13 protein-coding genes are annotated in these 14,199 nt (G+C 72.8%); 2 read left to right on the forward strand and 11 right to left on the reverse strand.

The window, feature by feature from the left end:
- Window positions 1-266: 266 nt before the first annotated feature.
- The 11 genes from ACFRIC_RS26000 to ACFRIC_RS26050 all read right to left on the reverse strand — a co-directional run bounded on the left by ACFRIC_RS26000 (window position 267) and on the right by ACFRIC_RS26050 (window position 12,286).
- A complete protein-coding gene (locus ACFRIC_RS26000) occupies window positions 267-1,046 on the reverse strand; it encodes an HAD-IIA family hydrolase (RefSeq protein WP_355771953.1) in 780 nt (259 codons plus the stop codon).
- A gap of 110 nt (window positions 1,047-1,156) precedes the next feature.
- Complete coding sequence (locus tag ACFRIC_RS26005; RefSeq protein ID WP_382790015.1) at window positions 1,157-2,638, reverse strand: alkaline phosphatase family protein; 1,482 nt, start codon at window positions 2,636-2,638, stop codon at window positions 1,157-1,159.
- A gap of 138 nt (window positions 2,639-2,776) precedes the next feature.
- Window positions 2,777-3,868 carry a 2-aminoethylphosphonate ABC transporter substrate-binding protein gene (locus ACFRIC_RS26010; RefSeq protein WP_382790018.1) on the reverse strand — a complete coding sequence of 364 codons (1,092 nt, stop codon included), beginning with the start codon at window positions 3,866-3,868 and terminating at the stop codon, window positions 2,777-2,779.
- A gap of 56 nt (window positions 3,869-3,924) precedes the next feature.
- On the reverse strand, window positions 3,925-4,722 hold the full coding sequence (locus ACFRIC_RS26015) for an ABC transporter permease (protein ID WP_382790020.1): 798 nt from the start codon (window positions 4,720-4,722) through the stop codon (window positions 3,925-3,927).
- The gene (locus ACFRIC_RS26020) at window positions 4,709-5,686 is read right to left on the reverse strand and encodes a 2-aminoethylphosphonate ABC transporter permease subunit (protein ID WP_382790023.1); all 978 of its coding nucleotides are present in this window, start codon (window positions 5,684-5,686) and stop codon (window positions 4,709-4,711) included. Before ACFRIC_RS26020 ends, ACFRIC_RS26015 begins: the two co-directional genes overlap by 14 nt.
- A complete protein-coding gene (locus ACFRIC_RS26025) occupies window positions 5,679-6,731 on the reverse strand; it encodes an ABC transporter ATP-binding protein (RefSeq protein WP_382790026.1) in 1,053 nt (350 codons plus the stop codon). Before ACFRIC_RS26025 ends, ACFRIC_RS26020 begins: the two co-directional genes overlap by 8 nt.
- Entirely contained in the window at window positions 6,728-7,441 is a 714-nt protein-coding gene (locus tag ACFRIC_RS26030) for an HAD family hydrolase (RefSeq protein WP_382790029.1), read from the reverse strand. Before ACFRIC_RS26030 ends, ACFRIC_RS26025 begins: the two co-directional genes overlap by 4 nt.
- Window positions 7,435-8,559, reverse strand: coding sequence for a TIGR03364 family FAD-dependent oxidoreductase (locus ACFRIC_RS26035; RefSeq protein ID WP_382790032.1), 1,125 nt, complete (start codon window positions 8,557-8,559; stop codon window positions 7,435-7,437). Before ACFRIC_RS26035 ends, ACFRIC_RS26030 begins: the two co-directional genes overlap by 7 nt.
- Before the next feature lie 141 nt (window positions 8,560-8,700).
- Window positions 8,701-9,459, reverse strand: a complete 759-nt coding sequence (locus ACFRIC_RS26040; protein WP_382790034.1) for a GntR family transcriptional regulator — start codon at window positions 9,457-9,459, stop codon at window positions 8,701-8,703.
- A 125-nt stretch (window positions 9,460-9,584) separates the two neighbouring features.
- Window positions 9,585-10,472 carry a hypothetical protein gene (locus tag ACFRIC_RS26045; RefSeq protein ID WP_382790037.1) on the reverse strand — a complete coding sequence of 296 codons (888 nt, stop codon included), beginning with the start codon at window positions 10,470-10,472 and terminating at the stop codon, window positions 9,585-9,587.
- Between the two features lie 731 nt (window positions 10,473-11,203).
- Window positions 11,204-12,286, reverse strand: a complete 1,083-nt coding sequence (locus ACFRIC_RS26050; RefSeq protein WP_382790460.1) for an ROK family protein — start codon at window positions 12,284-12,286, stop codon at window positions 11,204-11,206.
- A 291-nt stretch (window positions 12,287-12,577) separates the two neighbouring features.
- On the opposite strand from ACFRIC_RS26050, the gene ACFRIC_RS26055 reads away from it, so the two are divergent.
- Together ACFRIC_RS26055 and ACFRIC_RS26060 are read left to right on the forward strand one after the other, a co-directional pair.
- Window positions 12,578-13,669: a Gfo/Idh/MocA family oxidoreductase gene (locus ACFRIC_RS26055; protein ID WP_382790040.1), complete on the forward strand. Its 1,092-nt coding sequence runs from the start codon at window positions 12,578-12,580 to the stop codon at window positions 13,667-13,669.
- Entirely contained in the window at window positions 13,666-14,139 is a 474-nt protein-coding gene (locus ACFRIC_RS26060) for a heme-degrading domain-containing protein (RefSeq protein WP_382790043.1), read from the forward strand. The genes ACFRIC_RS26055 and ACFRIC_RS26060 overlap by 4 nt, the downstream gene beginning before the upstream one ends.
- The last annotated feature ends 60 nt before the right edge of the window (window positions 14,140-14,199 follow it).

Consider the following 14,199-nt stretch of genomic DNA (forward strand, 5'->3'; position numbering starts at 1 on the left):
GCCCACACGGCCCTCGTCGCCGTGGGGGGGCTTGTCGCCACCCGCTGCGGCGCACGCGCCCGGGCGGCCCCCGCGGCGGCCCCCCCCCCCCGGGCCCAGTGTGTCCCGCCCAGGCCGCCCATCTACAACCCCCCACAAACCTCCACCCCCCCCCCCGGCCGGGCGCCCCGCATCTTCAGCGGGCCGCCACTGCTCCGTACGGGTCCCTGCGCGCCACCAGGGGTTTGGAACCGCCTCCGCCCCGCTCGGGAAGCGAGAACGCCCGCTCAGACGCGGTCGACGAGGTCCGCGATCGAGTCGACGATCTTCGACGGCCGGTACGGGTAGCGCTCGATCTCCTCCGGGGTGGTCAGCCCGGTCAGTACGAGGAAGGTCTGCATCCCCGCCTCCAGACCGGCCAGCACGTCGGTGTCCATGCGGTCGCCGATCATCGCGCTGGACTCCGAGTGCGCGCCGATGGCGTTCAGACCGGTCCGCATCATCAGCGGGTTGGGCTTGCCCGCGAAGTACGGCTGCTTGCCGGTGGCCTTGGTGATCAGCGCGGCGACCGCTCCGGTGGCCGGCAGCGGGCCCTCGGTGGAGGGGCCGGTCTCGTCCGGGTTGGTCGCGATGAACCGGGCGCCGCCCTTGATCAGCCGGACCGCCTTGGTCATGGCCTCGAAGGAGTACGTACGGGTCTCCCCGAGGACCACGTAGTCGGGTTCGTGGTCGGTCAGGACGTACCCGATGTCGTGCAGCGCGGTGGTCAGACCCGCCTCGCCGATGACGTACGCCGTGCCGCCGGGCCGCTGGTCGTCCAGGAACTTCGCGGTGGCGAGGGCGGAGGTCCAGATGTTCTCGACCGGCACGTCCAGGCCCATGCGGTTGAGCCGGGCGTGCAGGTCGCGCGCGGTGTAGATGGAGTTGTTCGTCAGGACCAGGAACGGCTTCCCCGACTCCCGCAGCTTCTTGATGAAGGCGTCGGCGCCGGGGATGGGCACACCTTCGTGGATGAGGACACCGTCCATGTCGGTGAGCCACGAATCGATCGGCTTGCGCTCTGACATGTGCTGGGTCTCCTGCCGTCCTGGCGTACGTACGCACTCGATCCGGGGGCGCCGGAACGACACTGTGCCGACGCCCTCAGCCTAGTCAGGACCTCGCGGTGCCGGTCCGGTCAGACCGGTTTCACCGACACTCCGTCGATCACCCAGTACCAGTTGTTGCCGCCCGTGTAGCGGAAGCGCACGCGCGCGGTCGTGGCACCGGCAGGGACCTGGAGGGTCAGCTTCTCCACACGGGAGGACGTGTCGGCGGTGTACGTCTTCACGCCGACGGGCGCGGCACCGTCGTAGGAGACGAGCACCTCGCCCTTCTGCGGGGACTCCTGGCGGTAGTAGGTGGTGTAGGTGAGGGTGGCGGCGGCGCCGCCGGTGACCGGGTACGCGGGGCTGACGAGCGTGGAGTCGAAGGTGCCCGAGAACGCCTTGTCCTGCCACTCGTCGCCGTCGGCGACCGCGAACACGTTGCGCGCGCGGACGTTGCTCTCACGGTTCTGGTCGGCCTGCGCCTTCGTCCAGAACTCGTCCGTGGTGAAGGACCAGCCGCGCCACTCGGTGACCCCGCCCGTGCCCATCGCGGAGTTGTCGACCGACCAGCCGCTCGGCGGAGTGTGCGTGAAGCCGATCACCGAGGCACCGATGCCGGTCTCGTCGACGCGGGTGGCGAGCTGCGGGCGCAGTGTGTCGAAGTCGTCCGGGACGGGCTGCTGCACGGGCCGCCCGTCGAGACCCCAGGCCGGGTCGATCGCGACGCCCAGGTGGGCGAGGGCGGAGGCGGCGACGTCGGGCATCTTGACGTCGTGACGCACCGAACCGGCGGACAGGGCCGAGCCGGTCGCGATCATGAAGGTCTGCCGCTCGGGTGTGCTGGAGCCGCCGTGGCCGCCCGCGTCGGTGTGCCCGTGGTCGGCGGTGATCATGATCAGCCAGTCCTCGGAGGCGTACGTGGCGCGGGCCCTGACCGCGGCGACCATCTGACCGACCTGGGTGTCGACGCCGTGGATGGCGTCCAGGTACTGCCGGCTCGCGGCGCCGTAACTGTGGCCCGCGTGGTCGACGTTGTCGAGCTGCACGAACACCGCGTCCGGGTCGGCGTCGCGCAACCGGGCCACCGCTCGCGAGGTGGTGCCGGTGTCGTACTCGGCGCTCGGGGTGGACACACGGGTGTCCACCGTGGAGGAGAAGACCGTGTCGGTCAGGGGTGCCCAGGAGGAGACCGCGTACGTCGACAGCGACGGCCGGGCGGTCTCGATCCGGGTGAGGAAGTCCGGGTACTGCGCGAACTTCTGGCCGGTGAAGGTGTTGTCCTTGACGTTGTGCTTGTCGGGCCAGACACCGGTGATGATCGTGGACCAGCCGGGGCCGGAGAGGGTGGGCGCGAACGGGTTGGCGTAGATGCTGCTGGGCGCGGTGACTCCCGCGGCCATCAGGGCGTCGAGGTTGGGGGCGTCGGCGTCCTTGACGCGGTCGAGCAGGGTGCCGTCGAGGCCGATGACGAGGACCTTGGGGGTCTTGGCGGCGGCTCGGGCGACGGAGGCGAGGGGGCCGGCGGCCAGGGCCAGACCGGCCGCGGAGGCGAGCAGGGAGCGACGGGACATGCGTGACGACACGTGATCCTCCGGAAGGGGGACGAGGGTGTGGAGCACGGACGGACAGCGAGGGTGGCGCGGTGGGGCACGGCGATGCCCCCGGCGGTTCCAGGGGCATCGCGGGTGGCCGGGTCCGGCCGGGGTGGTTCAGCTACCGGTGGCGGACTTCCAGTCCTCGACGTACGTGGTCAGGTTCTTGTCGATGTCGGACCAGTCCGGCTGGAAGACCTCGACGCCGTCCATGAGCTCGGTGAGCGCGATGGCGTTCGCGTCGGTGGCCTTGACGTCCTTGCGGGCGGAGAAGCCGCCGCCGATCTCGCTGACCTGCTGCTGCGCGGCGGCGGACAGCATGAAGTCGAGGAGCTTCCTGCCGTTCGCGGAGTGCGGCGCCTTGGTGACGAGGCCCGCGGCGTAGGGGAGCGCGAAGGTGGTCGGCTTCCCGGCGGCGTCGGCGGCCTCGCCGGTGGCCTGCGGGAACCAGATGCCCAGGTTCGGCATGTCCTTGGACTGCGCGTAGTTCATCTGGACGTCTCCGTTGGCGACCAGCAGTTCGCCCTTGTCGACCTTGGGGGCGAGTTTGCCGGTGGACGCGGACGGGCCGACGTTGTTGGCCTGGAGCTTCTTCAGGTAGGCGAGCGCCGCGTCCTTGCCGCCGAAGTCGTGGATCGCCTTGATGAGCACGGCGGTTCCGTCTCCGGCGACGCCCGGGGTGGAGTACTGGAGCTTGTTCTTGTACGTCCCCTCGAGCAGCTCGTTCCAGGTGGTGGGCGCCTGCTTCAGCTCCTTCTTGTTGTAGACGAAGCCGAAGTAGTTGTTGACGACGGAGGTCCAGGTCGCGTCGGCGGCCTTGTCGGCCCCGTCGACCTGGTCGGAGCCCTTGGGGGAGTACTTCTGGAGCAGCCCCTTGCCGTCGGCCTGCTGGATGAACGGCGGGAGCGTGACGAGGACGTCCGCCTGCGGGTTGGTCTTCTCGCGGACGGCCCGCTGGACCATCTCGCCCGAGCCTCCCTCGACGTATTCGACCTTGATCCCGGTCTGCTTCTCGAAGTCCTTGAAGACCCGGTCGTACCAGCCGTCCCCGTTCTCCCCCTTGAGGCCGTCCGCGCTGTACACGGTGACGACCTTGGCGTCGGAGGCCGCGGAGTCCCCGCCGCAGGCGGTGAGGGAGCCGGCGAGGGCGAGGGCGCCGATGACGGCGGCGATCGGAGTGAGGTGCCGGGAGGGCGCGTGTGCGGGCATGGCGAGATGAACTCCTTGCGTTGTCAGGGCTTTTGGGGGTGGGGCGGGCGGACGGATCAGCGGTAGGTGGCCCTGGTGCGGATCCGGGAGACGGCGGACAGGACGAGCACGGTCGCCGTCATGAGGACCACGGCGAGCGCGGACCCGGTGAAGAGGGCGCCGCGGTCGGTGGCCGCGTAGATCTGGACGGGAAGCGGGGTCCAGTCGGGCGGGTAGAGCATCATGGTGGCGCTCAACTCGCCCATGGACAGGGCGAAGCAGAGGCCCGCGGCGGCGGTCAGCGAGGGCAGCAGCAGCGGCAGCCGCACCCGCCACAGCACGGTCGAGGGCCGGGCGCCGAGCGAGGCGGCGGCCTGTTCGTAGGCCGGGTCGAGACGGACGACGGCCGCCGACACCGACTGGTGGGCGAACGCCGTGACGAGAACGGCGTGCGCGAGGAAGACGATCCACCGGGTGCCGTTGAGCAGCATCGGCGGCTGGGAGAAGGCGACCAGGACCGCGAGCCCGACGACGACGGAGGGCACCGCGACCGGCAGCATGAACAGGGTGTCGAGGACACGCCTGCCGCGCCGTCCCAGGGCGTGCCCGGCGAGCGCGGCCCAGGTGCCGACGAGCAGCGCCAGCAGGCTCGCGGTGACCGCGGTGACCAGGCTGGTGGTGAGGGCGTGGAGGGACTCGCCCCGGGTGGCGGCCGCGTAGTGCCCGGTGGTGAGGCCGGAGGGGAGCACGCCGGACCAGTTGGTGGCGAAGGACGCGGCGAGCACGACGAGCAGCGGCAGGGCGAACAGGGGCAGGAAGAGGAGGAGGAAGACGGCCCAGACGGCCCACTTGCCCTTGCGGCTATGCACCAGCACGGCGGCTCACCACCCGGTAGAGACCGTAGAGACCCACGGAGATCAGGACGTTGACGACGGCGACGACGCAGGCTCCGGGATAGTCCGACTCCAGGATCGCCTTGCTGTAGACGAGCATCGGCAGGGTCGTGACCCCCTTCGCCCCGGTGAACAGGACGATCCCGAACTCGTTCAGGCAGAGCACGAGGACGAGGCTGCCGCCGGCCGCGAGCGCGGGCAGCGCCTCGGGCAGGATCACCTGCCGCACGATCCGCGCGGGCCGCGCACCGAGTGAGGAGGCCACTTCGAGCTGCCGGGTGTCGATCCCCGAGAAGGCGGCGAGCAGGGGCCGCATCACGAACGGGGTGAAGTAGGTGACCTCGGCGAGCAGAACTCCCCACGGTGTGGTCAGGAACCGGAAGGGGCCCTCGGCGGCCCCGGTGGCGCCGGTCCAGAGCCCGTTGGCGATGCCGACCGTCCCGTACACGAACAGCAGGGCGAGCGTGATCAGGAAGGACGGGAAGGACAGGAACACGTCGATGAACCGGGCGACCGCCTTGGCTCCGGGGAACGGCACGAAGGCGATGACCAGGGCGAGCGCGAACCCGAGGACCAGACAGCCGGCCGTGGACCCCACCGCCAGCCATACGGTGGTCCCGAGCGCCTCCCGGAACGCCGTGGAGGCGAACACGTCGCCGTAGGCCTGCGCCGAGGTCCCCCCGGTCTCGGGCCGGAACGACTGCCGGACGACGAGGGCGAGCGGGTAGAGGAAGACGAGGCCGAGGACGGCGACGGGCGGCAGGGCCCACAGCGCGGCGGTGGGCCGGCGCCGGGGGCCTCCTCCCCCCTCCACCCGCCGTGGTCCGTCGTTCCGCTCGGCGGCGGGGGTGCCCCCTGTCCGGGCGGAGCCGGGCGCTCCGGGGAGGTCGGGCACGGCCGGCGACGCCGGGCCGTCCGTGATCACGGGCTCACCGGGCCTACCCATCGGTCACCCCCGCGGCGAGCAGGACGGCGTCCTCCGGTGCGAAGTGCAGCTCGACGAGGTCGCCCGGCGCGGGGGCCGTGCGCAGCTCCCGCAGATCGGCCATCACCCGGTGGCCGCCCACGTCGACGTGGAGGCGATGGGTCGCACCGCGCCACTGCACGTCGGCCAGACGCCCGTTGAGGACGTTGGGGCCGGCGCCGAGTCCGACGAGGTGCGGCCGTACGCACAACGTGGCACCCGCGCCTTCGACGGCATCCCCGGTCGGCACCTTCAACTCGGTCCCGGCGAAGGTGACTCCGTCCACCGTCACCCGTACCGGCAGCAGGTTCGCCTCGCCCACGAAGGCCGCGGTGAACTCGGTGCGCGGCGCCCGGTACAGCTCCCGCGGTGTGCCGACGTCCCGCAGCCGCGCCTTGTCCATGACGGCGATCCGGTCGGCCAGCGTCAGCGCCTCGACCTGGTCGTGGGTGACGTAGAGGATCGACATGTCCGGCAGTTCCCGGTGCAGCCGCGCGAGTTCGACGAGCATCCCGGAGCGCAGCCGGGCGTCGAGCGCGGACAGCGGCTCGTCGAGGAGCAGGACCCCGGGCCGGATGGCGAGCGCCCGCGCTATGGCGACGCGCTGCTGCTGCCCGCCGGACAGCTCGCGCGGATGGCGCCGGGCGTACGCGGACATCCCGGTCATCTCCAGCGTCTCGGCCACCCGATCGCGGATCTCGCCCTTGGAGATCCCGCGCGCCTTGAGGCCGAAGGCGACGTTGTCCTCGACCCGCATGTGCGGGAAGAGCGCGTACTGCTGGACAACCATGCCGATCCCCCGCCGATGCGGCGGCAGTTCGGTCACGTCGCGGTCGCCGATGAACACACGCCCGGCGGCGGGCCGCACGAAGCCGGCGACGGCCCGCAGCGCGGTGGTCTTCCCCGAGCCCGACGGTCCGAGCAGGGCCATCACCTCGCCGGGTTCGACGGCCAGGTCGAGGGAGTCGAGCACTGTGGTGCCGTCGTAGGCGACGGAGACCCGGTCGAAGCGGATGCCGCCGCTCATCGCCCGGCTCCGACGGCCGCGTCGGCGAGGAGCGCCGGGAGTTCGGCGACCGAGCCGAGCACGTGTCCGGCCCCGGCGCCGCGCAGCGCCTCCTCCCGGTGCGCCCCGGTGAGCACACCGGCCACGACACCCGCCCCGGCGCGTACCCCGCTGAGCATGTCGTACGAGGTGTCGCCGGCGACGGCGATCTGCCGGACCCCCTCCGCGGCCCCCGTGCGCAGGAAGGCCTCCAGCACCATGTCGGGGTACGGGCGTCCGCGGCCTCCGGCGTCCGCCGGGCACAGCGTGAGCGGCACCAGGTCGGTCCAGCCGAGAGCGCCGAGGATCGCGTCCTGGGTGACACGGGCGAACCCGGTGGTCAGGACGACGGTCCGGCCGCCGCCCTGGAGTTCCTCGATCGCCTCGCGGGCCCCGGCGACCGGCGCGATGTGCCCCTCGTCGACGAGTTCCCCGTACGCCTTCTCGAAGGCGGCGTTGGCGCGCCGGGCGAGGGACTCCTCACCGAACAGGTGCCGGAACACGGAGATCTTGGACTCGCCCATGGTGGCCCGTACGTGGTCGAGCTTCGCCGCGTGGTCGGCGGAGCCGGGCTCGACGCCCAGTTCCGCGGCGGCCGCGGCGAAGGCCCGTTCCACGAGGCCGCCGTCGGCGACGGTGGTGCCGGCCATGTCGAGCACCACAAGTCGTATGTCGTTCAACTCGGTCACCATCCCAGCTCGTCGGCGGTGGTCTCCGCGATCGCGGGTGAGCAGGTCATGCCGCGCCCACCGGGCCCGGTGACCAGCCACACCCCGTCCCGCACCTGCTGGCGGTGCACGACCCGGCTCGGGTCGGTGCACTGCGCGTACACCCCGGCCCAGCGGCGCCGGATCCTCGGCAGCGGGCGGCCGAGGAAGGATTCGACGACCTCGGCGAGGTGGTCGTAGGGGTCTTCGAGGGTGTCGAAGGCGAAGGGGTGCTCGTACTCGTGGGTGTCGCCGATGGTGAGCCCGCCGTCGGCGCGCTGCACCATGAGCAACTGCATCCGGTGTTCGGCGGCGGTCGGCGCCTGCGGCTGAAGGGCGTTGAGCTCGTCCAGCGCCGCGCTCCGGTACGCGGGGTAGTAGCGGAAGCTGTCCGCGTCGGCGACCGAGGTGGTCAGCGGCTCGCCCAGCGGGTCGGTCTGCATCATCTGCAGCCGGACGCGCCGCACGGGCAGGTCGGGGCCCGCCAGTTCGCGTACGAGGCCGCCGAGCCAGGCTCCCGTGCACAGCACCACGGCGTCGCCGGTGTGGATGTCCCCGTGGTCGTCGCGCACCGCGTTCTCGCCGATCACCTCGCGGACCTCCCGGCCCGGCCTGAAGGTGTAGTTCGGTGACTTCAGCAGTGCTTCCCGCAGGGCCAGTTGGGCGGTGCGCGGCTCGACGGCCGCGTCCCGCTCGCAGTACAGGGCCGCTTCGAAGGTGCCGCGCAGCGCGGGGTTGACGGCTCGCGCCTCGTCCGCGGTGAGCAGTTCGTAGCCCCGGGCCGCGGCGTCGTCCCGGGCCAGGGCGGCCTCGGCGACGGCGAGTTCGCCCGGGTTGCGCACGGGGGTCAGCGACCCGCACGCCCGGAAGCCGAGGCCGGGGACGCTCGCCCCGATCTCCTCCCACAACCGCCGTGCCCTGAGGGCGGTTTCCAGCTCCTCTCCTCCGGCGCGTCCACTGACCCAGATCTGTCCGAAGTTGCGCAGCGAGGCCCCGCGGGCCTCCGCCTCACGCTCGATCTGGACGACCTCGTGGCCGCGCTCCACCGCATGCCAGGCGTGCAGGGTTCCCACCACGCCGGCTCCGACGACTATCACTCTCACGACGGCAACGCTCCTCGGGACGGGGGAATCGGGAGGGTCCGTCCGGCAACCGAATGATGAACTGCCCATCACGTTTGGGCTAGACCCGTTATCTCCACGTTATAAAAAGAGGCGGGCCGGAGCCCGCCTCACCGACGAGGTTCAGCCACCGAGACGCGCGGTGAAGGAGAACCGGTCGCCCCGGTACAGCGTCCGCACTCGCTCCAGCGGCAGCCCCCGGGTGTCCCGCGAGATCCGGTGGATCAGCAGCATCGGCAGCGCGGGAGGGGTCCCGATCAGCAGCGCCTCGCGCGGAGTGGCCAGTACGGTCTCGATCCGCTCGTCGGCGTCGCCGAACGCGACTCCGAGCCGGTCGTGGAGGTACGCGTAGAACGAGGAGTCGGGGTCGAAGTCGCGGTCGAGGTCCGGGACCCGGCCGACCGCGACGTAGGTGCTCTCCAGCCCGACCCGTTCGTCGTCCGCGAGCAGCACCCGCTCCATGTGCCAGACCGGCTCACCGCGTCTCAGCCCGGCCTCGGCGGCGAGGGGCTCCGGACAGGGGAAGCGGTCGAGGGAGACCAGCGTGCGACCGGGGGTGCGTCCCTGCCGTCGTACGCCCTCGGTGTAGCTCGCCAGCGACAGCGGCTGCTCCAGCTTGGGACCCGCGACCACCGTGCCACGGCCCTGCCGGCGCAGCTTCCCTTCGAGCAGCAGCTCACGGAGCGCCTGGCGCACCGTCTCGCGGGCGACCTCGTACTTCTCGGAGAGGTCGCGCTCGGTGGGCAGGAGCCCTCCCTCGCCCAGCTCCTCGACGAGCCGGGCGATGTGCGCCTTGACCGCGTAGTACTTGGGGATGCGGCCGTGCTCCGGAATACCGGAGCGGACGGGGGCGCCGGGGTCCTGGTCGTTCGGATAGTCCACGGAAACGATCGTCGCAGACGGCGCGTCGGGCACCGCCGCCAGGTGCGGCGCCCCCGGACGCCGGCGCCGGACACCACCGCCGGGCGGGTCGGCTTCCGGCGTCGGCGCCGGGATCGCTCCGGATGTCAGCGCCGGCGCGGGCGCATCCAGCGGGCCAGGGCGAACAGTCCGGTGCCGAGGGCGACGAGGGCGAGGGCCAGCGCGGCCAGCGCCGGCCGGTTCGGTCTGCCCGGTCCCGTGCTGGCCAGCACGTCGGCGGACGGTGCGGTCGTAGCGGTCCCGGCGGTGGTCCCGCTGTCCGTGCCCGTACGAGCCGCGGCTCCGGGGTCCTCGCTCGCGCCGGGACTCACGCCGGCGTCGGTCCCGGTGTCCCCGGTACCGCCCAGGTCCTCCCCCGTGCCGGTCTCCTTGCCCGCCTCGGGGTCCCGGTCCCCGACGGCGCCCTCGATCCGGAAGCGGTAGGCGTTCGACTCCCCCACCCAGTCGCCGTCGTCGTCGTGCTTCTGCACCACGGCCGCGTTCGCGACGACGGCGTTCGGGGCGCTCGCGCCGGAGGCCAGGGAGAGCCGCACCTTCACCGTCAGGGTGCGGCCGGGGGCGACGGTGAACCCGGGGAAGCCGTCGTCGAACGGTCCGACGTTCTCCTCCTGGTCGCTCCGTTCGAACCGCACCGCGTGGGCCCGCTCGCCCTCGTAGAACTCCAGCCGCGCCTGATCCGGCCGCAGGGTCCGCTTCTCGTCCACGAGGACGACGACCGGGTGGATCGCGCCGCAGGGGTGCGCCGTGGTGTTGGTGAGGTCGATGTACCAGGTCCCGGAGCCGCCGCCCGCCTGGTAGGCGTCGGGGCCGCCGTGGATCCGGGTCTTGATCGGGAAGTCGTGGGTGTCGGAGGAGACACAGTCCGGGCGGGCCTCCAGGGCCTGCGCGGGGGCGGACGTGAGCGTCACGAACAGCGCGAGAGCGGTCGGGGCGAGGGCGGTCGGAGCGAGCGGATGAGAGGTACGCAGTCGCATGAGGAGCCTTTGGCCGATCGGGAGGGGGCGTGGATCGGGAGGGTCGAATGCGTCGGTCGGTCACCGGCAATGGCCCCGTGACCCTGCCACGCCGCACCCCTTCCATCGGACCGCCGAACGGGGAGTCACCCCCGTTCGGCCCCACAAGTCCCACCGTCCGGCGGCACCGCGCGGCGAGGGGTCCCGGGTACGGGGCCGGCGAAGGATCCCGGGTACGGGCCTGAGGAAGGTCCCGGGTACGGGCCGGACGAAGGATCCCGGGTACGGGCCGGACGAAGGATCCCGGGTCCGGGCCCGGCAAAGGATCCCGGGTACGGGCCCTGCCTCCCCGGGACCGGCCCGTCCGCCACTCCAGGGACGACCTGTCCGCCCCCTCGGGGACGACCCGCGTAACCGCGAACCGAGGCCCGGGCCCATGAGCCGAGGCCTGGGCCCATGAACCGGGGCCTGGGCCCGCGAACACCGCGGGGCATCGACGCGCCCGCCACTTCGCGGACGACCCGCGTGACCGCGAACCGAGGCCTGGGCCCATGAACCGAGGCCCGGGCCCGCGAACACCGCGGGGCACCGACCCGCTCAGCCGCCTCCCTCCGCCCGGCACGAAGCCGCCCGGCGCAAAGCAGCCCGGCGCAAAGCCGCACGACCGAAGCCGCCCGGCGCGAAGCACGCACGACAGGAACGACGCCCCGCTCGGCCCACGCGGGCGCGGCGCCCCGCCGGACGCGACCCGCTCAGCCCTCCCCGCGCCCGAACAGCGGAGCCAGGAGCAGTTGGGCCGCGCCCTCGGCCACCCCTCGTGCCCCGCCCGGAGCCACCCGGACCGGCACCGCCGCGCCGCCCCCCTCACGCCGGGCCCGTTCCTCCAGCACGGCCCCGACACCCCGGAGGAAGACCTCCTCGTGGGCCGCCACCGTGCGACCGCCCAGCAGTACGAGGTCGATGTCGAGCAGCCCCACCAGGTTCGCCGCTCCGGCGCCCAGCACCCGGGCCGCCTCGGCCACGGTCCCCCGCCCCACCGCGTCCAGGCACAGCACCTCGATGCACCCGCGGTTCCCGCACTCGCACAGCGGCCCGTCGAGCTGGATGACCTGGTGCCCGAACTCCCCGGCCCCGGTACGGGCGCCCCGGTGCACGGCCCCGCCGATCACGAGCCCGGCACCCAGACCCGTACCGAGATGCAGATATGCGAAGGACCCGCCGCCCGCGAGGCCGGAGCCGGACCGGGCCCCGGTGCCCACCGCGACCCCGAGCGCCGCCGCGTTGGTGTCCTTGTCCACGACCACCGGCAGCCCGAGCCGCCCGGCCAGCGCGTCCCGCAGGGCGAACCCGTCCCACTCGGGGAATCCCGTCACCCGGTGCAGCACCCCGAGGGTGTGGTCGAGCGGCCCCGGCAGGGCGACCCCCACACCCAGCGGCGACACCCCGCCGAGCAGGGCCGAGACCTCCCCGGCCGCGCCCTCGACCACCGCTGCGGCCCCGGCCCCCAGGTCCAGCGGGGCGCGCCGTTCGGCCACCACCGCCCCGGTGAGGTCGCAGAGCACCGCGGTCAGCTCGTCGCGGTCGAGATGCAGCCCGACCGCGTGCCCGGCCTCGGGCACGAGCCGCAGCACCGTACGGGGCTTGCCGCCCGTGGACGCGAGGCGCCCCGCCTCCGTCGCGAGGCCGTCGGCCCGCAGCCGCGCGGTGATCTTGCTGACCGCCTGCGGGGTCAGCCCGGTCCGTTCGGCGAGCTCAAGACGGCTGATGCCGGAGGCTCCCGCCGTGCGCAGCAGGTCGAGCACCAGCGCGGCGTTGTGACTGCGCAAGGCAGGCAGGTTGACCCCGACGGCCCCGGCGCCCGCGCCGACACCGCCGCCACCTCCGCCGCCCCGGCTCCCGGGGACACCCGGGTTCGCGAAGACACCGGAGGTCCCGCCCCCGCCCTGGTCCGCGAAGACACCGGGAGCCGCACTCCCACCCTGGTCCGCGAAAACTCCGGAAGTCCGGGGTACACCTGGATTCCCGGGGCTCCCCTGCTTCCCCGCCCCACCCGCATCGGTCCTGTTCACATCACCCATTGTCCCCCGCGCTTGCACTTTGGCAACAGCGTTGCGAAAGTAGAAGGCATGACAGGCATGACTGGTACTGGTACGCCCCTTCGCGTGGGTCTCGTCGGCTACGGCCTCGCGGGTTCCGTCTTCCACGCCCCGCTGATCGCCACGACCGAGGGGCTCACCCTCGACACCGTCGTCACCTCGAACCCGGAGCGCCAGGCACAGGCCCGCGCCGAGTTCGGCGACGATCTCCGCTTCGCCGCCACCCCCGAAGACCTGCTGGCACGCGCCGACGAGCTCGACCTGGTCGTCATCGCGTCCCCGAACAAAACCCACGTCCCGATCGCGACCGCCGCCCTGAAGGCCGGCCTCCCCGTGGTCGTGGACAAGCCCATCGCCGGCACGGCGGCGGAGGCCCGCGAGCTGGCCGCCCTGGCCGACGAGCGCGGACTGCTGCTCTCCGTCTTCCAGAACCGCCGCTGGGACAACGACTTCCTGACCCTGCGCAAGCTGTTCGCCGACGGCGAGCTGGGTGACATCTGGCGCTTCGAGTCGCGCTTCGAGCGCTGGCGCCCGCAGCCGAAGGGCGGCTGGCGCGAGTCCGGCGACCCCGCGGAGATCGGGGGTCTGCTCTACGACCTCGGCAGCCACCTCGTCGACCAGGCGCTCGTCCTCTTCGGCCCCGCCGCCTCGGTGTACGCGGAGTCGGACGTCCGCCGTCCGGGCGCGCTGACCGACGACGACACGTTCATCGCGATCACGCACGAGAACGGGGTCCGCTCCCACCTCTACGTCACCGCGACGACCGCCCAGCTCGGCCCGCGCTTCCGGGTCCTCGGCTCGCAGGCGGGGTACGTCAAGTACGGCCTCGACCCGCAGGAGGCCGACCTGCGCGAGGGCAAGCGCCCCGGCGCCGGTGCCGCGTGGGGCGTCGAGCCGGAGGCCCTGTGGGGCCGCGTCGGCTCCGGCGAGTCCCCGCTGACCGGTGGCGGCCGTCCCGAGCCGACGGTCCCGGGCACGTACCCGGCGTACTACGCGGCCGTCGCCGCCGCCATCCGTGACGGCGCCCCGAACCCGGTCACCGCCCACGAGGCCGCCGCCGCGCTCGACGTCCTGGAGGCGGCCCGCCGCTCCGCCCGCGAGTCCGTGGTGGTGTCCCTGTGAACGCGCCCGTCGCACCGGAGATCGCCGAGCTCGAGGAGCAGGAGCGCCGGCTGACGCTCCCGCGTTTCACCCACGACGACGCCTGGGCCCTCGGCACCCTGCTCGTCGAACTCGCCCGCGAGCGCCAGGCGCCGGTCGCCATCGACATCCGCCGTGGCGGCCAGCAGCTCTTCCACGCGGCGCTGCCGGGTTCGACCCCGGACAACGACGCCTGGATCGACCGCAAGCGGCGCGTCGTCGAGCGGTACGGGTGCTCCTCGCTGCTGGTCGGCTCGCGCTTCCGCGCCAAGGGCACGACCTTCGAGGACTCCTCGCGCCTGGACCCCGACACGTACGCGGCCCACGGCGGCGCGTTCCCGATCGCGGTGACGGACGCGGGCGTCATCGGCACCGTGGTCGTCTCGGGCCTCCCCCAGGTCGAGGACCACAGGATGGTCGTAGAGGCCCTGGAGAAGTTCCTGACGGCCTGACTCACGGTTCCCCGCGCCCGGAAGGGGCGCGGGGAAACTCCGTGAGGCGCGCGGGTCAGG

Source organism: Streptomyces sp. NPDC056738, from assembly GCF_042790435.1.
Classification (GTDB): Bacteria; Actinomycetota; Actinomycetes; order Streptomycetales; family Streptomycetaceae; genus Streptomyces.